This is a genomic window from Bifidobacterium catulorum, from assembly GCF_003129925.1.
Classification (GTDB): Bacteria; Actinomycetota; Actinomycetes; order Actinomycetales; family Bifidobacteriaceae; genus Galliscardovia; species Galliscardovia catulorum.
The window spans coordinates 212,348-232,579 of the sequence record NZ_QFFN01000001.1; the positions used below are offsets into that span (position 1 = coordinate 212,348).

General features: G+C 60.4%; 16 protein-coding genes and 2 tRNA genes. 5 read left to right on the forward strand and 13 right to left on the reverse strand.

Annotated elements, in window-relative coordinates; all coding sequences use genetic code 11:
- Nucleotides 1-232: 232 nt before the first annotated feature.
- The 3 genes from DF200_RS11050 to DF200_RS00895 all read left to right on the forward strand — a co-directional run bounded on the left by DF200_RS11050 (nt 233) and on the right by DF200_RS00895 (nt 2,204).
- Entirely contained in the window at nt 233-424 is a 192-nt protein-coding gene (locus DF200_RS11050; RefSeq protein ID WP_241520063.1) for a hypothetical protein, read from the forward strand.
- Nucleotides 396-974, forward strand: coding sequence for a nucleotidyltransferase family protein (locus tag DF200_RS00890; protein WP_109136410.1), 579 nt, complete (start codon nt 396-398; stop codon nt 972-974). The genes DF200_RS11050 and DF200_RS00890 overlap by 29 nt, the downstream gene beginning before the upstream one ends.
- A 462-nt stretch (nt 975-1,436) precedes the next feature.
- Nucleotides 1,437-2,204, forward strand: coding sequence for a protein kinase domain-containing protein (locus DF200_RS00895; protein ID WP_109136411.1), 768 nt, complete (start codon nt 1,437-1,439; stop codon nt 2,202-2,204).
- Nucleotides 2,205-2,644: 440 nt separating this feature from the next.
- Here the strand turns inward: DF200_RS00895 and DF200_RS00900 are convergent, their stop codons facing one another.
- Nucleotides 2,645-3,319 carry a DUF3800 domain-containing protein gene (locus DF200_RS00900; protein WP_109136412.1) on the reverse strand — a complete coding sequence of 225 codons (675 nt, stop codon included), beginning with the start codon at nt 3,317-3,319 and terminating at the stop codon, nt 2,645-2,647.
- A 321-nt stretch (nt 3,320-3,640) separates the two neighbouring features.
- A tRNA-Pro gene (locus tag DF200_RS00905) sits at nt 3,641-3,714 on the reverse strand.
- A 166-nt stretch (nt 3,715-3,880) separates the two neighbouring features.
- Here DF200_RS00905 and DF200_RS00910 point away from each other — a divergent pair.
- Nucleotides 3,881-5,050 (forward strand): ABC transporter permease, encoded by a 1,170-nt coding sequence (locus tag DF200_RS00910; protein ID WP_109136413.1) that lies wholly within the window; start codon nt 3,881-3,883, stop codon nt 5,048-5,050.
- 33 nt (nt 5,051-5,083) lie between these two features.
- Here the strand turns inward: DF200_RS00910 and DF200_RS00915 are convergent, their stop codons facing one another.
- Nucleotides 5,084-6,031, reverse strand: a complete 948-nt coding sequence (locus DF200_RS00915; protein WP_109136414.1) for a LysR family transcriptional regulator — start codon at nt 6,029-6,031, stop codon at nt 5,084-5,086.
- A gap of 248 nt (nt 6,032-6,279) precedes the next feature.
- On the opposite strand from DF200_RS00915, the gene DF200_RS00920 reads away from it, so the two are divergent.
- On the forward strand, nt 6,280-7,719 hold the full coding sequence (locus tag DF200_RS00920) for an aspartate ammonia-lyase (protein WP_109136415.1): 1,440 nt from the start codon (nt 6,280-6,282) through the stop codon (nt 7,717-7,719).
- A gap of 18 nt (nt 7,720-7,737) precedes the next feature.
- On the opposite strand, the gene DF200_RS00925 is transcribed toward DF200_RS00920, so the two are convergent.
- From DF200_RS00925 to rpsA, 10 genes are all read right to left on the reverse strand, one after another.
- Nucleotides 7,738-8,646 carry a Nif3-like dinuclear metal center hexameric protein gene (locus DF200_RS00925; RefSeq protein ID WP_109136416.1) on the reverse strand — a complete coding sequence of 303 codons (909 nt, stop codon included), beginning with the start codon at nt 8,644-8,646 and terminating at the stop codon, nt 7,738-7,740.
- 56 nt (nt 8,647-8,702) lie between these two features.
- The gene (gene polA / locus DF200_RS00930; protein WP_109136417.1) at nt 8,703-11,558 is read right to left on the reverse strand and encodes a DNA polymerase I; all 2,856 of its coding nucleotides are present in this window, start codon (nt 11,556-11,558) and stop codon (nt 8,703-8,705) included.
- A 52-nt stretch (nt 11,559-11,610) separates the two neighbouring features.
- On the reverse strand, nt 11,611-12,213 hold the full coding sequence (locus DF200_RS00935; protein WP_109136476.1) for an ANTAR domain-containing response regulator: 603 nt from the start codon (nt 12,211-12,213) through the stop codon (nt 11,611-11,613).
- Between the two features lie 62 nt (nt 12,214-12,275).
- Nucleotides 12,276-12,349 (reverse strand) — tRNA-Leu (locus DF200_RS00940).
- Nucleotides 12,350-12,480: 131 nt separating this feature from the next.
- Nucleotides 12,481-13,923, reverse strand: coding sequence for a pyruvate kinase (pyk, locus tag DF200_RS00945; protein WP_109136418.1), 1,443 nt, complete (start codon nt 13,921-13,923; stop codon nt 12,481-12,483).
- Nucleotides 13,924-14,212: 289 nt separating this feature from the next.
- Nucleotides 14,213-15,202, reverse strand: a complete 990-nt coding sequence (locus tag DF200_RS00950; protein WP_109136419.1) for a TerC family protein — start codon at nt 15,200-15,202, stop codon at nt 14,213-14,215.
- Between the two features lie 90 nt (nt 15,203-15,292).
- Nucleotides 15,293-15,625 (reverse strand): hypothetical protein, encoded by a 333-nt coding sequence (locus DF200_RS00955; protein ID WP_109136420.1) that lies wholly within the window; start codon nt 15,623-15,625, stop codon nt 15,293-15,295.
- Between the two features lie 37 nt (nt 15,626-15,662).
- A complete protein-coding gene (uvrB, locus tag DF200_RS00960) occupies nt 15,663-17,774 on the reverse strand; it encodes an excinuclease ABC subunit UvrB (protein WP_109136421.1) in 2,112 nt (703 codons plus the stop codon).
- Between the two features lie 55 nt (nt 17,775-17,829).
- On the reverse strand, nt 17,830-18,486 hold the full coding sequence (gene coaE / locus DF200_RS00965; protein WP_109136422.1) for a dephospho-CoA kinase: 657 nt from the start codon (nt 18,484-18,486) through the stop codon (nt 17,830-17,832).
- 145 nt (nt 18,487-18,631) lie between these two features.
- A complete protein-coding gene (gene rpsA, locus DF200_RS00970) occupies nt 18,632-20,113 on the reverse strand; it encodes a 30S ribosomal protein S1 (protein ID WP_109136423.1) in 1,482 nt (493 codons plus the stop codon).
- Nucleotides 20,114-20,232 lie beyond the last annotated feature (119 nt).

A 20,232-nucleotide genomic window follows, 5' to 3' on the forward strand; every position in this document is an offset into this window, starting at 1 on the left:
GCCGGCTTTGAGGACTCGCGGAGGCCACGGTACCGGCGAATGCCCCAGAACGTCACTCATGCCGAAACATCCCCCGAGGATTCTCCTTTCCTGCACGCCCATACGGACCAACAAAACGTCACCACCCCCTTGTGTCGTCATCTGGTGACGGTAACCGGGCCTCCTGCGACACGCCGGTAGAAACTACCGGTAAGAGCTGCCGGATAATGAAGGAACGTAAGGAGGAGCGTCAATGTACACGATGGAACAGGCCTGCGAAACGATCGGGCTCAAGTTCTACGGCAACGTCCTGTCCGGCGCGACCCCATATGTGAGTGTGCTTATCCCGTCCGCCGCGCTCGCGGAAGACGGATCGGCCGAACATGCTCCAGTCTCAGCAGTAAGCGAAGCCGACGATGACACTGCTTTCGAGACGATTTCCTAAGTCCGAGGCGGAGATCGGGCGACTCGTCGCCGCTGATGACTGGATGATGCAGGTGCTCGCGGCGGCGAAGTCGATGGGCCTTCCCGACTGGTGGATCGGTGCGGGCTTTCTGCGCAATCGTGTTTGGGATGCCCTGGAGGGCAATGAACCGGTCCGACCCCGCGATGTTGACCTGGTGTATTTCCGGTCTTCTGATACCGCGCCTGAAACGGACTGGACCTTAAGCGACCATGCGAACGTACGTTTCCCGTTCGCGCGCTGGGAGATTCGTAACCAAGCCCGCATGCATGTCAAGGACGGCGCGGTCCCATTCCACTCCGCGGCTGAAGGCATCGCCCACTGGACCGAAACCGCCACCGCTGTGGCGGTCAGACTCGACGAGAACGGCAAGCTGTCGTTCCTCTACAGCTACGGCTCCGCCGACCTGCTCAATCTGATAGTCCGCCCGGTGACGGTCGACGGGACAACCGTGCCGCGCGATCTGGTCGAACGCCGCATCCGCGACAAACGATGGCTGGAGCGCTGGCCCGATCTGACCGTCCGCCTGTGATATTGCCGGCACCAACAACGGCTTGTTGTACCCGCTTGGCGGATGGAATGTGCCTTTAGACTGGAATCAGCAAGCGCACGATGAGGCGCACAACCCGTTTCCGATATCAGGAGGTAACGATGGCATTCGACTATAAGAAAGTATCAACAGGTTTTTGCGTGACTACATGAGCAATATAACAATGCCTTTGACTTTATGAATTATAAGGCACCGCAAGGAATCGATGGACACTACAACGCCGAAGAAAGCCGCACACTCATTGGTGTCAATGAGGAATACCTTACATTGGTTAGACTCGCGAATAGAGCGGGGGCTAAAATCCGAACGATGCCGGAATATCTGAGAGTGATTGATAGTTCCAAGAGTTGGCTTCAATCATCTGGAGGCAGCTCAATCCCCAAAGGACTCACTCCCATTGATATTGAGAAATATGATTCGGTGTTTAAAGTTTAGGGCGCTGAAATAACGCGTAATGGAACTAGGAACGCCGACCTTCAACTCGTTGGCGAGGGGGCATATGCCATTGTTCATAAATATATTGATCCGAACTATGGGGAGGTTTTTGCGCGAAAGAAGCTCAAGAAAAATACCAGCGATAAGGATCGGCAACGGTTCCATAGAGAGTTCGATCTCATGAAAAGCTTTGATTTTCCTTATATTCTAAAGGTTTATCAGTATGATGAATCCAATAGTAGCTGCACAATGGAATTCTGTGAATGTAATCTAAAGGATTACATTGCTCGCAACAATACAAAACTCTCATTTGGTTTCCGTCTTAAGATTGCAATGGAATTTCTATATGGATTGAATTTTCTCCATAATAAAGGCATTTATCACCGTGATCTGAGCTATAAGAATGTGTTGCTGTATACATATAAAGATGGCGATGCCTTTGTGGTCAAGATTTCCGACTTCGGGCTAGCAAAAGAAAACAATTCTGATCTCACCAGTTCCGGATCTGTCATGAAGGGATCAATCGTGGATCCAGCGCTCGTTTCTTTCAAAGATTTTAGGGCAGTTAATGACATATATGCAATCGGCTTCATTCTCAGTTATATATTTACTGGAAAAGAAAGTCTGTTTGTTAATGGATCTCCGTTAATCTTGGTCATTCAAAAATGTTCAGACAATAACCCGATATCTCGATATCAAAGCGTAAAAGAAGTCATTGATGCGCTCAAGGCGTTGCCTAGCTCGCCTGATCCAAGACAAGAAAGCAAAGCTCGTTAGTACAAGCCTAGCTAGGGCGTGATGGAAGCGGAAAGTGATGTAGTTCATGTTCCAGTAACACGATTCTGACTATCGAAAAGCTATCCATCAAAAAGAAAGAGCCCTGCTTCCCTTGCGGGAGTAGGGCTCTTGTTGTCGGGCCGGCGGGATTTAAACCTGCGACGTCCTGTACCATCAGGGGGTTGTTTTGCAAAAATCAGCTGCTTTAGATGGGGTGAATATCGTTGGAATCAAGCCGTTTCTGAGATTTGGTGTTCTTTGCTGGAACCAGTGCGTTTGGCTAATCCTGACGGTCACTGTGACTGAAATGTTACTGGGATTGGCTGCTTGGGAAGGCGACACGCTCGGCGTGTCGTGAGTGGTTGGATTGCAGTCCAGCAAGAACTGTTTCGTCGGTAGTTACTGGATTCCCGGCAGAAAGACCATGCTTCTGGATTCCATCAGAATTGCTTGCGTCGTAGAATCTTGAGATAGTTTTTACGGAAGTCACGCCGATCTTTGAACATCTTTCGGTCGGTAGCGGTCTCTTCGCCGGCGTTGAATTTCAACGCTGTCAGTTCGATGGTGCACATCAAATCGGCGGCCTGCTCCAGGCGATAGTCCTTCGGTTGCGCATCGCGATACACGACGGCCTCCTTGGACAGCGCATAGTCGATGGATGCTTTCAGCGCATTCGATACGATTTGCTGCCCATTGTCGTAGTACACCTTGATTGTCTCATACGATTGGAATTCGTTGAGATGTGATAGGAAGAAGTCCGCAAGATCGCGTTTGAGCTGTGCTTCGAATCGGGTCCTGTCGCCGTCGAACATGCTTTTGCGATGGGCGAACGTCACGTATCGGAACGGAAGGTTACGGGCAAGCGTGAAGAACGCGAAGAACAGTCTCTTGCGATCCGCGAATGAGACGTCCTCGTAATCGTCGTGCCCGTTGAACAACGGACCGGCATGGAACGGGATGTCCGGCAAAGCCGAATCTGTCAGATGCCGTTCATACTTCTCGATGTGCGTGGTTATGGGCGTGGACTGCACATGGAACACCAGCGTGATGAGATAGTATTCGGACAGCTTGCCCCATTCGCCGGACTCGTCCACGAAGATGCTCAATTCGCTCAACCGATTCCCCTGACAAGACGGCGGATAAAGGAATGCCGGGGGAATACCCCCGGCGACTTGGAGCCTCGCCCTTACGGGACGAAGCGTCACCATTATGACAGAACCAGCTCTGACATGCAAGAGCCAGGATTCATGATGGCTATACTAATGGCGAATGCCCCGGAACGTCACTCATGCGAAACATCATGAAACACTGGTGCTTTTTCTTTCCGGCACAGCTAATTGAGGCTAAGGTGTGCGGTCATTGTTACTGAGTGTTACCACGCAGGGGGCACATATCAAGAAAAACCCTGCTCTCCAAGCGGGAGCAGGGCTTTCGAGTCGGGCTGACAGGATTTGAACCTGCGACGTCTTGCTCCCAAAGCAAGCGCGCTACCAAACTGCGCCACAGCCCGTTGCCGTACGGGAATCCGATGACCCATGCGGACACAAGTATTCAGTATAACCCATGAAAGACGGGGACACGGCATATTCCCGCATTTTTTCGCGACTTCCATCCGGCCTTCTACAGTGGAAGAGGAATCCGAAGGCGGGCATGACGTGCATCATGGCGGGAGGCATATGGGAAGGCATCAGCAGGCGGAGTCGTTCGGACTTGTCGCGTCACTGGTCTGCGCGGTGTGTTCCGGTGCGGCCACGAACCTGTATCTCGACATGGCGCCGGCGATCTGGCTGGTGTCCGGCCGACTGTTCGCGGCCTGCGCCGGCGTTGTCGCGGCCTGCGCCGTAGTATCCTTCGTCATCGGGTATTCCCGCAGGTCCCATTCGTGGAATCTGCGGCGCGGCTGGTTCGTTCCCCTCCGCCGGGCGTTCGAGACGCTGTCCCTCTCCGTGGTGTATGGGTCCACTGTCTTCCTCAGCGTGTATGCCCTGCTCGGAATCATCAACGGGGCAATGGGAATCAGACTGTTCGGCCCGTACGTCCCCGCGATTATCGCGTTGTTCGCCGCGGTCACCGGGTATCTGGTGTTCGTTCAGGCGGATTCGCTCAATTCGAAGACCATCGCGTCGCTGCTCCCGCTATTCGTGGTGTCGGGCGTCTCGACGGCCGGCTTCACCTCGGACGATCCGAACTGGTGGAGGAACAATTTCTCCCAGCTTGGCGACCGCACCACGTTCGCCGCGCGCATGTTCAACTCCACGCTGGTATTGGCTGGTGTCTGCGTCGTGATTTTGAGCTATTTCGCCGTCTCGGAGCTCATCACCACGCAGCGGATGCGGATGAGACAGCCGCCCGCGGATTCCGACGCCGGACGGAACGACCGCACTCCCCCGGCCCCCGGCGCCGAGCATGACATCCCGCATTTCCCCGCCCGCATTATATGCCTGTCGACGCTGCTATCGCTCGCCGGCATCTGCTTCGCCGGCGTGGGCCTGTTCCGCTACACGCCCCATCCCATACTGCACAACGTCTGCGCCCGTGGCCTGAGCCTTCCGATGGGTCTGCTCATGGTCTTCCTGCCGTGGCTCGCGCCGCAGATGTCGAAGGCGATGTACGTCGTATCCGACCTGATTCTCGTGACGATCGCCGTGGCTGGCGCGCATTGGCTGCGGGGAGGAACCACGCTGACGAACGTGGAGGCCCTAGCCTGCATCCTGTTCATGGGATGGTTCATCGTGTTCTCCCGGCAGATCGCCGCAATCGAGGCCGATCGCGTATACGCGCAGCTGACCACGGAACGGCCGGTGAGCACGACGCCCCGCGATTCGCGCATCTCCCCCAGGAACTGATTGCGAAAAACACCGGCGCGGATGGTTCGTCCGTCAGACGGACAACGGCACCGTCGGGCCGTCATACAGGATCTCGTCCCTGGTCACGGCGGTCGACAGAAGCATGGAGACGGCGAGATCGGCGATGTAGCCGGCCATGGGGGAAAGCTCCCAGCCCTTGCGCGTCACCAGGGCGAAAGTGTCGTAGATGGGGTCCTCGAACGTCGTGGTGTACACCGACGTCGGGAAATCCCGGTCCATGGTCACCGCACGCGGCAGGATGGTGTCGCCCAGACCATGCGCCACCAGGTCGACCGCCGCGCCGACGGTCTCGATCTCGATGATCGGTTCCAACGACACCCCCTTCATCTGCGCCTGCTGGGCGAGCTGACGACGGGAGGGGTCGTGCCAACCGTGATGGGCGTCATACAGGATCAACGGCTCCTTGGGAATATCCTCCACCCGCATCGGCCGCATACAGCGTTCCCGCTTGGAACTGGCCCACACGATCTGCTGCCGCATGAGAGGTACGATCTCCAATCCGTCCGAGGGAACGGGAAGGCACAGCAGTCCCCCTTCGAGCTCGCCGTCACGCACGGCGTCGGCCACCTCGAACGAGTTCTGCCCCACCAGGCGCAGATGGACGTTCGGGTGGGCACGGCAGAAGACCGTGGCCAGATTCGAAAGCCCATAGTATCCGGCGTTTCTCAGGATGCCGAACGACACGGTCCCGCCTTCGCCGGTGAGCAACGCGTTCATGGCGGTCTCCGCCCCCAGCATGCCGTCCAGCAGACGCTTCGCCCACGGCAGCAACGTCGTTCCCGCCGTGGTGGGCACCAGACGACGTCCCCCACGCACGAACAACGGCAGTTCGTACGTCGATTCGATCTTGCGGACCAGTTCCGAAACCGTGGGCTGCGTCATGCCGAGATATTCGGCGGCCGCGGTGAACGACCCCAACGTGGCGGCATAGTAGAACGCCTGCAGCTGTGTTACGGTCATGTAACCTTTACGACCGCTCAACGACGGGGCGCCTCCCGCTTCGGAACCATTGTTTTGCCGTGATTGCAACGTTTTCATACGACGCATCATAAACAACATAGGTTTTCCCTATGTTAATTCAAGGAAGTGGTGCTCTTGTACGATACCATCGCACTGCGTATGGTCATGAACTGTCGCCGCACCGAGCGGCGACGCAACAGCACAGAACCAGGGGCCGACACGACCGGACCATCAGGGAGGGCAAAAACATGACCGCCGCCATTCTCACACCAGCACACGCCACCGCATCCGCCGATGCCACACGGACCGAACACGACTGCATCGGCGAACTGCAGGTCCCACTGAACGCGTACTGGGGCATCCACACGCAGCGGGCCATCGAGAACTTCCCCGTCTCCGGCGTGCCGGTCAGTCGTCACCCCGAGCTCATCCAGGCCTATGCGCTCGTCAAGCAGGCATGCGCCCGCGCCAACGTACGGCTCGGCGGCATCACCACGACGCAGGGACGGCTCATCGATGCAGCATGCCGGGACATCTATAACGGCGGGTTCAACGACCAGTTCCCCGTGGACGTCCTGCAGGGCGGCGCCGGAACCAGCACCAACATGAACATGAACGAAGTCATCGCCAACCGGGCCCTCGAAATCGGCGGCCACCACAAAGGCGATTATGCGATCATCCACCCCAATGACACCGTGAACAAATCGCAATCGACCAACGACACCTATCCGGCTGCCGTCCGGCTCGCCCTCATCTTCGCGCTGCGCGCGCTCATCCGCAGCTGCGACGCGCTGGCCATGTCGTTCCTGGCCCTCTCACACCGCACCGAAGACATCGTCAAACTCGGACGCACCCAGCTCCAAGACGCCGTCCCCATGACCTTCGGTCAGGAATTCGGGGCATTCCACACCGTACTCGCCAACGACTCGCACAAGCTTAACGACGAAATCGCCAGACTCGCCGTAGTCAACCTCGGCGGAACCGCCATCGGCACCGGCATCTGCGCCGACGCCAGATTCCGCGGACTCGTCACCAAAGAACTGCGCAACGTCTCCGGCATCCCCGCCAGCGCGGCCGATGACCCCATCGCCGCCACCAGCGACATGGCCGATTTCGTCGACACCTCATCGCACATCAAACGACTCGCCGTGCACCTCGGCAAAATCGCCAACGACATCCGCCTGCTCACCAGCGGACCCCAGGCGGGCCTCGTGGAGATCCACATCCCCGCACGACAGGCCGGATCGTCCATCATGCCCGGCAAGATCAACCCGGTCATCCCCGAATGCGTGAACCAAAGCGTATTCACCGTGATGGGCATGGACACCACCGTAAGCTGCGCGGCCGAAGCCGGGCAGCTCCAGCTCAACGCCTTCGAACCGGTTATCGCCCACTCCCTGCTCGACGGCATGCGCATCCTCGCCCATGCCATGGACACCCTTCGCACCAACTGTGTCGAAGGCATCACCGTCAACGAGCAGATCGGTCTCGTCCGCGCCACCAATAGCGCGTCGCTGGCCACATCGCTCAACGGATACGTCGGCTATGAGGAGGCCGTACGTCTGGCGAAGAAAGCCCTCGCCGAGGGCCGCAGCGTCCATGACGTGGCCGTGGACGAGGGCGTGGTGCGCAGGGAGATTCTCGACGACGTGCTCGATCCGCTCAAGCTCACGCGTCTGGGACGCTAGCCGCCAGTCGCCGGACCGCTAGTCCACGCGGAAATCCCAAGGGTCCGTATTGGTTCCGGACAACGCCACCGGCACCGTGACGCCATACGCCCGCTCGATGGCCGAACTCACATCGCCGACGAGATAATGGAACAGGGACCGTTCGATGGCCGAATGGGGCGTGTTGATCAACGCAGGCCGCGGCATGGCGTCCCCCGGGATATCCGACAGCCCACGTCGGCGCAGGCGCGCCTCATACCGCGCCTGCTGCCACGCGTCGGTCGCGGGATGATGTCGCAGATCGCTGGTGATGTACACGTCGGCTCCGCTGGCACGCACCTCGTCGAACAGCGAATCACCGGAGCCGGGAAGCGTGGCCACGAGCCGCACCAGCTGCTCCGGGTCCCCGGCGACCTGCACGCCCAGATTCGTCCTCGGCAGCAAATCGGCCACACGATGAGCCAGATCATACAGGCTCATGGGCTCGGGCAGCGATCCCACACGTCCCAGACCGACCGGGAATTCGGCATGGTCGTCGTGGATGGGCACCAGTGGGCGCTGGTCGGTCAGCCCCAGACGGTCGGCGAAGGCGTGCGCGGTTCCGCGATGCGCCGAATCGGCGTTCGTGTGCCCCACCCACAACGCGCAACGATGCTCGACGAGACGATTGACGATGGCACCACGGAATCCCAGTCCGCCGACCTCATGGACGGCACGGAAGAACAACGGATGATGGGTGATGAGCAGGTTCGCGCCGGCCTCGATCGCCTCGTCGACGATATCCGGCGTCGGATCGACCGCGCAGTATATTCCCTTCACCGTCCATGACGGGTCGCCGACGATGAGACCCGGCGCATCCCAGTCCTCGGCATAGCGCAGCGGATACAACGTTTCCAGAACATCCACGACCTGCTTCACGTTGACGGGCGCATTGATGGAACCAGCCATGATGGAATCCTTCCTTCGAATCGATGGGGCAGCGCGACGGCGCCGGATGGATGGCGTCAGTGCGCGGCGAGCTGCCAGTCATCCCCGATGCCGGTGGAGACGTCGAGCGGCACATCGAGGTCGACGGCATGCTCCATCGCGTCACGGACCACCTCCGTGGCCCGATCGCCTTCCCCTGGGGCGATCTCCAACACGAGTTCGTCATGGATCTGCAGGATGATGCGGCTGCGCAGGCCGTGTCCGCGAAGTTCCGAATCCGCCTTGATCATGGCGATCTTCATGATGTCGGCGGCGGTACCCTGGATCGGCGCATTGAGGGCCGCCCGCTCGGCGGCGTCGCGGACCCTACGATTGCCGGATTTCAGACCGGGGAAATACCGGCGACGTCCGAACATCGTCTCCGTGTACCCGTTGTTGCGGGCCTGAGACACCAGACCCTCAAGGTATTCATGCACCTTGCCGAACGTGGCGAAGTACTTGTCCTTCAACACATCGGCCTCGGCCGGCGAGATCTTGAGCTGCTGGGCAAGACCATAGGTGCTCAGCCCATAGGCGAGGCCATAGCTCATGGCCTTGACGTGGGAGCGCTGGTCCCCCGTGATGTCGTCCATCGGAATCTCATACACCAGCGAGGCCACATACCGGTGGAAATCGGCCCCCGACCGGAACGCCTCGATGAGGGACTCGTCGCCGGAGCAGTGCGCCATGATACGCAGCTCCACCTGGGAGTAGTCGCAGCTCATCAGGGAGACGAACCCCTCCCCCGGCACGAACGCGCCGCGTATCTCACGCCCGGCCGCATTGCGGTTGGGGATGTTCTGCAGGTTGGGCGCGGCGGAACTCAGTCTGCCCGTTGCGGCGACCGTCTGCTCGAACGTGGTGTGGATACGCCCGTCATCATGGTTGACCTCGTCGAGCAGGCTCTGCACGATCTGCTTGAGCTTGTTGGTCTCACGATGCCGCAGCAGCGCCACGAGGAACGTCGACGCCCGTTCGTTGTTCACATTGCGTACGGCAAGCTCCTGCAATGCGGCGGCGTCCGTGGTGTATCCGCCGGATTTCGTCTTGCGGGTGCCGCGAAGCCGCATGTCATCGAACAGCACGGCCTGCAGCTGCTTGGGACTTTGCAGGTTGATGCGTTTGCCAGCGGACTGCCACGCCTGCTCCTGCGCTTCCCGGGCCTCGGTGGCGAAACGGTCGCGCATGCCGATCAGTCGGCCTTCGTCGACGGCGGCGCCGACGGATTCCATGGCTGCAAGCACCTGCGAGACAGGAATCTCCACGGTGTGCAGCAAGGCGTATTGGCCGCGCTGCACCGTCATGGGGACGAGACGGCGCGTCAATTCGACGACATACGCGGCCTGCCGGGCCAACGCGTCATCCATGGCGGCATCCTGCGCATTGTCATCGGCGTCATCTACCTCGTCAAAAGCGAGCTCCCCCTGGGCGGGCCGGTCCTGCTCGGGAGGAACGACATCGAGGAAATGCACGGCGGCCGCATCCAGGGATTCGGGATGATAGTCGGATTCCACGAGATAGCCGGCGAGCTGCGTATCGAACCATGGATGGGGAACGTCGACGCCGACGGACGCGAGCAGATGACGCTGCTCCTTGTACCCGTGCACGGCGAGGGCGCCGGAATGCGAGGACAGCAGCGAATGGATCGCGTCACGACACAGTTCCACCCTGCTCCGATCCAATATGACGGCATGATTATCCGGTGCCGTCACGATAAGGGAGGTGAGACGGCTTGTCCCGAGTCTGGTCGATCCGACGGCGTGCATGACCCAGAACGATTCGACAGTATGGGTCGGGTCGTCGAGGGCGTCGGCGTCATCAGCGACGACGCACGGCCGAATCACTCCGGCGATATGCTCATCCGCCCATGAACGGAATGATTCGGGGAGCACGCCGTCCTCCGTGGCAAGCCTGTCCACCCGCGGCTCGACGATCTCCTGACTCGTGGCCTCATCAGTGTAATCCGGACCGGCGACCCCTTCGGGGAACGCCTTGAGAATCCTTGACTTGGTCCGGGGGCCGAACTCAAGACGCGAGAACAGTTTGTCGAGGGCTGTGAGATTCGGCTGGGATAGCACAAGTTCGGCAAGGTCGACGCCAAGGTCGAGATCCCGTACCAGCGCGTTGACCTGACGGTTCAGCTTCACCTGCTCGATGTGTTCGCGCAGCGCCTCGCCCTTTTTGCCCTTGATCTCGTCCGCATGCTCGATGATGCCTTCGAGCGAGCCGAACTGGTTGAGCCACTTGGCCGCGAATCCGTCGCCCACCCCGGGAACGCCGGGGATGTTGTCGGCGGTCTCGCCGCGCAACGCAGCAAGATCGGGATACTGCCGCGGGGAGACCTTATACTTCTCCTCGACGGACTGCGGCGTCATGTGCTTGAGGTCCTTGAAATGATGCCCCGGATACAGCACGGTGATCTTGTCGTCGATCAGCTGGAAGGCATCCCTGTCGCCGGACAGGACCAGCGTGTCGAATCCGGAGTCCTCCCCCATCGACGCAAGCGAGCCGATGACGTCATCGCCCTCATAGCCCGGCTTTTCGATGTAGGTGACGCCAAGCGCCTTCAGCATGTCCTGAATGACGGGAAGCTGCTCAAGCAGGTCCTCCGGCGCGGCGTCACGCGTACCTTTGTACTGAGGCAGCAACTCGTTGCGGAACGTGCCGCCCTTGACGTCGAACGCAACCGCCACGTGAGTGGGCCGCTCATCGAGAATCACCCTCGAAAGCATGTTGGCGAAGCCCCACACCGCATTGGTGGCAAGACCCGACTCCGTGCTGAAATTCTCGACGGGCAATGCAAAATAAGCGCGGAACGCCAGCGAATGCCCATCGACGACAAGCAGCCTCCCGTCTGCCACCGCCGTATCCGTCTCCTGCGAGGACAGAACCATGAGACTCCTTTGCCGTTGCTATAACAGTCTTGTATTTATATGTGTATGACTATCAGCCCTGCACCTGCTCGATGACGGCGTCGGCGACTTCCTGCATGGTCAGACGACGGTCCATGGACGTCTTCTGAATCCAACGGAACGCCTCGGATTCGGTCAGTCCCATGTTCTCCATGAGCAGACCCTTGGCACGGTCCACACGCTTACGCGCCTCGAACCGGGCCTTCATGTCGGACACCTCGTCACGCAATGCGTTCATCTGATCGAAGCGGCTGATGGCCACCTCAAGCGCCGGGAACAGCTTTTCGGGGACGAACGGCTTGACGACATAGGCCATGGCACCGGCGTCTGCGGCCTTCTCCACAAGATTCTGCTGCGAGAAGGCGGTCAGCATGACGACGGGGGCGAGATTCTCCTCCGCGATCTCCTTGGCGGCGGTGATGCCGTCCTTGCCGGGCATCTTGACGTCCATGACGACGACGTCGGGGACAAGCTCCTTGACCAGATCGACGGCCTCCTGACCACTGGCGGCCTCGCCGACCACATCATATCCGGCACCGCGCAGGGATTCGACGATATCAAGACGAATAAGGGCTTCATCCTCAGCCACGACCACGGTTCGGCCCTTGGAATCGTCAACCATCTCATCAACGTCCATGTCTGCCATTTCCGCCCCTTTCAGTTATGATCAGCGAAATTGCTTCCTTGCTTATCAGCCAGTGCCCCGGGTGGGACTCGAACCCACACTGTACAGATTTTGAGGCTGTCTCCTCTACCAATTGGGATACCGGGGCATTCCCCAAGGGATGTTACACTACTTTGTTTCGCTTGACAAACATACGGGACCTGTCTGCGTGTTCCGTGTCGCGCAGACAGGTCCCGTATGGTTCGCTCGGAATGATGCTACCGAATCATCGACGCAGCATCAGGCCTTGTGGCCGACGGTGTGCACGTAGATGGAATCGGTGCTGCCCGGCTTGTGGTCACCTTGGGAGCAGCTGAGCACGACGATGCGATCGCCGTCCTCGACCTTGCCGGCGGCCTTCAGCGTGGCGTCGGTGAGGGTCATGACTTCCTTGCGGGTCATGTCGTGGTAGTCCTTGTCGAGCAGGAACGCCTCGGTGCCCCAGCTCAGGGCCAGCCAGTGATAGGTGTGCTCGTTGGCGGTCAGGGCGTAGATCGGGGCGGCCGGACGCTCACGGGAGACGCGGTGCACGGTGTCACCGGTCTGGGAGAAGGCGACGATGGCCTTGGCGTTGAGCTTGTCGGCGAGGTCCACGGCGGCGGAGGAGACGGCGCCGGACTTGGACATGTCGAGGTTGTTGAGGTCCGGGATGCGGTCGAAGCCGTGGGAGGTGGCGTACTCGGAGATGCGGGCCATGGTGGCGACGGTCTCGGTCGGGTACTCGCCGACGGCGGTCTCGTTGGAGGTCATGGTGGCGTCGGCGCCGTCAAGCACGGCGTTGGCGCAGTCGGAGGCCTCGGCGCGGGACGGCACCGGGGAGTGGACCATGGAACCGAGAACCTCGGTGGCCACGATGACGGGCTTGGCGTACTTGCGGGCCAGCTCGATGATGCGCTTGGTGGCCAGCGGCACCTCCTCCAGCGGGCACTCGACGGCCATGTCGCCGCGGGCGGCCATGATGCCGTCGAAGGCCTTGACGATGTCCTCAAGGTTCTCAAGGGCCTGCGGCTTCTCGATCTTGGCGACGATCGGAATGCGGCGTCCCTCCTCGTCCATGATCTCGTGGGCGCGGTCGATGTCGGAGGCGAAGCGCACGAAGGACATGGCGATGATGTCGGCGCCGGTGCGGATGGCCCAACGAAGGTCGGCCTCGTCCTTCTCGGTCAGTGCGGGCAGGCTCACGGCCACGCCCGGGAGGTTGATGCCCTTGTGGGAGGAGACCGGTCCGGCCACGACGACCTTGGTGTGGACGTTGTTGCCTTCGACCTTGGTGACCTCAAGACGGACCTTGCCGTCGTCGATCAGAATCGGGTCGCCGGGGTGGCAGTCGCCCGGAAGGCCCTTGAACGTGGTGGAGGTGATGTGCTCGTCGCCCTCGATGTCGTCGGTCGTGATGACGAACTCCTGGCCCTCCTTGAGGATGACCTTGTCTTCACCGTCAGCGTTCTTCTTAAACCAGCCGCAACGAATCTTCGGGCCCTGCAGATCAACCAGGGCGGCGACATTGCGACCAACGGTCTTGCCGGCCTCGCGGAGGTTGTTGTAGACCTTCAGATGATCCTCGGGCGTGCCGTGGGAGCGGTTCAGTCGAGCAACGTCCATGCCAGCTTCGACGAGCTTGGTGATGTTCTCGAGAGACTCGGTGGCCGGTCCGATGGTATCTACGATCTTGGCTTTACGCATATTGCCTGCCTATTCCTTCTAGACGGACGGGGAACAGGGATGTCCCCGCTGTTGCCATGGATTAGCTTACTAGCTGTTCAAGACCTGACCGATAACCGCGGCGGCGTGTTGCATGAACGCCAGGATAACATACAGCGCACATCGCGCCACGTGGTCGTCCGGGCCGTCGTTTCAGGGTTGGACCCGTTAACGATAGCAAACCGTCCCGCATCTCTTGCGGAGGATGCGGGACGGATTTCGGATTCATGATTCGTATGGCGCGGAATGCGGGAAGCCGGGGCGCCGACGGTCAGTCGCGCGACGACTCCGCGTCGACCTTGCGCATCTTCAGCACACTGGCGAGCGCCGCGGTGCCGATGGATACGATGATGACGGCGAGGGAAAGCCATGTCGGCACCTCGGGCACCGCATGGATGGGCTGTCCGCCGTTGATGAACGGCAGTGTGTTGCCGTGCAGGGCCTCCATGATGAGCTTGACGCCGATGAAGCCGAGCACGACCGAGAGGCCGACGGGCAGGTACACGAGCTTGTCGAGCAGGGCGCCGAGCAGGAAGTATAGCTGCTGGAGGCCCAGCAGGGCGAAGACGTTGGACGTGAACACGATGAACGGGTCCTTGGTCAGGCCGAAGATCGCCGGGATGGAGTCGAAGGCGAACATGACGTCGGTGGTGCCTATGGCGAGGAAGACGATGAGCATCGGGGTCCAGTATCGGATGCCGTTCTTGGTGGTGCGCAGGCGTTCGCCGTCGTATTCGTCGGAGATCCTGATGACCTTGCGCAGCGTGGAGATCAGGGCGTTTTCATGGTATTCCTCGTCATCGTCCTTGCCGAAGGCGAGTTTGAAGGCCGTGAACAGCAGGAAGGCCCCGAACAGGAAGAACACCCAGGTGAAGCGGGTGATGATCGCCGCGCCGAGCAGGATGAAGATGCCGCGCAGGACCAGCGCGATGGTGATGCCGATGGACAGCACGAACTTCTGCAGCTGCTTCGGGACGGCGAAGTTGGCCATGATGATGACGAACACGAACAGGTTGTCGATGCTCAGGGAGTATTCGGTCAGCCATCCGGAATAGAACTCGATGGCGGGCTTGGCGCCCGCTACCACCCATACGGCGGCGCCGAAAATCAACGCCATGACCACGAAGAACGCGATATGCTGCACGCATTCCCTGGTCGAGGGCACGTGCGGACGCCGGCCTATGATGAAAAGATCGATGATGAAGAACACGGCGAGCACGACGAACGTGCCGGCCATAAACCACAGTGGAGTCTCAGCCATGTCACATCACTATACGGAGGGTCAATGACGGGGTATCCGTCTGCGGGGAAGCTCTGACGTTTTTTTACAAAGGGGTCGTCGTCTCGCTCATCAACGGTCGTTCTTCTCGTCCGGTGAGGGGCCTCCGTCCCGCCCGCGACCGTTCCGTCCCGTCCCTGGCCCTCCCCGTAACGGGTCGAGCAGCGTGGACGCGTCGGAGATGCCGAGCATGCTGCGGCCGCCGGTGCGTTCCGGGTGCAGGTTCAGATACAGTGTGGCGGCTCCGGCCGGCACCATGACCACGAGCAGTATCACCGTGAGCCACCAGCTGTATCTGACGCCCACGAACACCATCATCGACGTCGTGAGCAGGACCGCCACCGCATACGAGGCGATGCGCCCCCGGCGAGCGTCGGATGCCGGTCGTTTCCCATCCTTGGCCATACGTCCTCCCTGATCGTTGATACATCGATGATACAGGCTACTTCTGCGCCTCGGTCATCTGCCGCAGTTCCTTCTTCAGGTCGCGGATCTCGTCGCGCAGCCTTGCGGCGAGTTCGAACTGCAGCTGTTCGGCGGCGGTGTGCATCTGCTCGCTGAGCTGGCGGATGAGATCGGCGAGGTCCTGGGCCGGCAATCCCGCCTCAAGTATCTCCCGATGACGCCTGTCGGCCTCGTCCGCGTTGAACGACGGCACCCCCAGATGGGAGTTCCCGGCCTTGTTGGCGTTGCGGTATCCCCCTTCGAGCAGCGTCTGCGTGTCGACGTCCTCCTTGGCGAGCATGTCGTTGACGTCGCTGATCTTCTTGATGAGCGGCTTCGGATCGATGCCGTGCTCCTTGTTGTATTCAATCTGCCGGGTGCGTCGACGGTTGGTCTCGTTGATCGCCTTGGTCATGGCGTCGGTGCGGTGATCGGCGTACATGATGACGGTGCCGGACACGTTTCGCGCCGCGCGGCCGATGGTCTGGATCAGTGAGCGGTAGGAGCGGAGGAACCCCTCCTTGTCGGCGTCGAGTATCGCGACGAGCGAGACCTCGGGCAGATCCAGGCCCTCACGCAACAGGTTGATGCCCACGATCACGTCGATCTTGCCCTCCCTGAGCTCGCGGAGCAGCTCCACGCGCCGCAGCGTGTCGACGTCGGAATGCAGGTACTCCACCTTGATGTCGCGCTCAAGCAGGTAGTCGGTGAGGTCCTCGGCCATCTTTTTGGTCAACGTGGTGACCAGTACTCGCTCGTCCCTGGACACACGCTCCTTGATCTCGCCGAGCAGGTCGTCCACCTGCCCCTCCACCGGCCTGACGTCGATCTTCGGGTCGACAAGCCCCGTCGGCCGGATGATCTGCTCCACCACCCCGTCGGAAAGGCCGAGCTCATAGTCGCCGGGCGTGGCGGAAAGGTATACGGTCTGTCCGATGCGTTCAAGGAACTCGTCCCATTTGAGCGGCCTGTTGTCCATGGCGCTCGGCAGACGGAACCCGTGCTCCACGAGCGTTCGCTTGCGTGAGGCGTCCCCCTCGTACATGGCGCCGATCTGGGGGATGGTCACATGGGATTCGTCGATGACCAGGAGGAAGTCGTCGGGGAAGAAGTCCAGCAATGTGTGGGGAGGGGTGCCCGGTGCCCGGCCGTCGAAATGACGCGAATAGTTCTCCACCCCCTGACAGACGCCGATCTGGGTGAGCATCTCAAGGTCGTACGTCGTGCGCTGGGTGAGCCGCTGCGCCTCAAGGTCCTTCCCTTGTTTCCTCAGTTCGGCCACACGCTCGTCCAGCTCCTCGCGAATGGTCTTCAGCGCCCTCTCCATACGCTCCGGTCCGGCCACGTAATGGGACGCCGGGAAGATGTGCACCTCCGGCTCGTGCGCGATCTCGTCGCCGGTGAGCGGATGCAACGTGGAGATGCGGTCTATCTCGTCGCCGAAGAACTCGATGCGGATGGCCAGCTCCTCGTAGACGGGGATGATCTCGACGGTGTCGCCGCGCACCCGGAACGTTCCCCTGGTGAAGGCTATGTCGTTGCGCTTGTACTGCATGTCGACGAACCTGCGCAGCAGGTCGTCGCGGTCGATCTGCTGCCCTTCCCTGAGGAACAGCATGCGACCCGCGTATTCCTCCGGCGTGCCGAGTCCGTAGATGCAGCTCACCGTGGCCACCACCACGCAGTCGCGTCTCGTCAGCAGATTCGCCGTGGCGGCATGGCGCAGTCGCTCAACGTCGTCGTTGATGTTGGAGTCCTTTTCTATATAGGTGTCGGTCTGCGGTATGTACGCCTCGGGCTGGTAGTAGTCGTAGTAGCTGACGAAATAGCTGACGGCGTTGTCCGGCATGAGTTCGCGGAATTCAGCGCACAGTTGGGCGGCAAGCGTCTTGTTCGGTTCGAGGATCAGGGTGGGACGCTGCAGACGTTCGATGAGCCATGCGGTCGTAGCGGTCTTGCCGGTGCCGGTGGCGCCCATGAGCACCACGTCGTTCTCCCCGTTCTCGATGCGGGAGGCGAGCTCGTCGATCGCCTGTGGCTGGTCCCCGCTTGGCTTATAAGGGGATTTGACCACGAAGGGTTTGTTGATGCGTTCGATGTTGTATCCCATGGCCGCCCCCTACGTCGATGAACGACACCACATGCACCGGCCCCCGCTGCCGGAGTCAGTACACGGGATGCGTCAGTATGCGATACAGTCTATCAACATCCTCGAACATCTGTTCGAGGGGCTTGGTGGAGTCGATGACGTAGTCGCTGATGTCGAAACGCTGCTCCTGGGTCGCCTGGTTGCGGATGCGGGCCAGGGCGTCGTCGCGTTTCATGCCGCGGTTCCTGACCATACGCCTGACCCGGACCTCCTCGGGTGCCTCGACGGTGATGATGGAGTCGAAATAATCCCAACGCGCGGTCTCCACCAGAAGCGGGATGTCGTGGATGACCAGACGACGGCTCCCGTCCCCGGGTTCCGGATGGGAGTCGAGCCATTCGTACTCAAGGCGACCGGCCTCCCTGAAGATGATGGGGTGAAGAATGCGGTTGAGCTCCTTCAGCCTATCGGGATTCGAAAAGACGTTGGCCGCGACCCATGCCCTGTTCATATCGCCGTTGCAGTCCCTTGCATGCCGTCCGAAGTGGCGGACGACCTCGTCCAGCCCCTCGCTTCCCTTGGCCACGGCGTCACGGGCAAGGGAATCATAATCGATGACGAACGCCCCGAGTTCGACGAACCGTCTGGCCACAGTGCTTTTGCCGGCGGCTATGCCCCCGGTCAGCCCGACCCGTGTGAACACCGCGCAATCCTCCTCGTTCCGCTCCGACATGATGAGGGGCCTCCTCGCCACCGTCTCACCGGCACGGCCGCACCCTGCACCGGGCTCCACCGCACTCTCTCCAGTATACGAAGGAACCCGGTCGCCGATGGTATTGACGACCGGGTTCCTTTCAATCAGCTAACGCCGATCGATGTCACTTCTTCTCGTTGAGCAGCTGCTCACGCAGAGCGGCAAGCTGATCGGAATCGGCGAGGGTGCCTTCGGAGGAGGACTCGGAGGAGTAGTTCGAGGTCTCCTCGACCTTCTCCTGCTTCGACTCGCCCTGGCCGTCGGCGGCGGCGGAGGCTTCGGCGTTCTCAAGCTCCTTGGCCACGAACTCCTTGTGCTGCTCCCACAGGTCGTGGGCGGCCGCGTACTGGGACTCCCACTCCTCGCGCTGCTTCTCGTAGCCGGCAATCCACTCGTTGGTCTCCGGATCGAAGCCTTCGGGGTACTTGTAGTTGCCCTGCTCGTCGTACTCGGCGGGCATGCCGTACAGCGCCGGATCGAAGTCCTCGGAGGAGATGTCGACGGAGTCGTTGGCCTGCTTGAGGGACAGGGAGATGCGGCGACGGTCGAGATCGACGTCGATCACCTTGACGAACACCTCTTCGCCCGGCTTGACGACGGTCTCCGGGTTCTCCACGTGGCGGTTGGCCAGCTCGGAGATGTGCACCAGACCCTCGATGCCGTCGTCCACGGAGATGAACACACCGAACTGGACGATCTTGGTGACCTTGCCCTTGACGATCTGTCCGGGGACGTGGGTGCGGGCGAACCGCTGCCACGGATCCTCCTGGGTGGCCTTGAGCGACAGGGAGATGCGCTCGCGGTCGAGATCGACGTCGAGCACCTCGACGGTGACCTTGTCGCCGACCTTGACGACCTCGGACGGGTGGTCGATGTGCTTCCAGGACAGCTCGGAGACGTGGATCAGGCCGTCAACGCCACCGAGATCGACGAAGGCGCCGAAGTTGACGATGGAGCTGATGACACCCTCGCGGATCTGGCCCTTCTTGAGCTGCGAGAGGAAGGTCTCGCGAACCTCGGACTGGGTCTCCTCAAGGTACTGGCGACGGGACAGGACCACGTTGTTGCGGTTCTTGTCGAGCTCCAGGATCTTGGCCTGGATCTTCTGGCCGATGTACGGGGCGAGATCGCGCACGCGGCGCATCTCGACGAGGGAGGCGGGAAGGAAGCCACGCAGACCGATGTCCACGATGAGGCCGCCCTTGACGGCTTCGATGACGGTGCCTTCGACGACGCCATCGGCTTCCTTGATCTTCTCGACATCGCCCCAGGCGCGCTCGTACTGGGCACGCTTCTTGGACAGAATCAGACGTCCTTCCTTGTCTTCCTTGGTGATGACAAGGGCCTCGACGGTGTCGCCGACCTCGACGACATCGTCCGGATCGACGTCCTTCTTGATGGAAAGCTCGCGGGAGGGAATCACACCCTCGGTCTTGTAGCCGATATCCAGGAGCACCTCGTCGCGATCGATCTTAACGACGGTACCTTCGACCAGATCACCATCATCGAAGTTCTTGATGGTGGAATCGACTGCCTTGATGAAGTCCTCTTCGGTGCCGATGTCGTTGATGGCGACCTTGGTGACTTCAGTGTTGTTCTCTGCCATGTAAATGTATGGTTTCTTGAATAGTTGGGTGGATAATATCGTTATTCAGTTATCGGGCACGCCCTCGCGGGCGCACCCGAACCAGTGTAGTCGAATCCATGGTCAAATGCGGCCGGGAA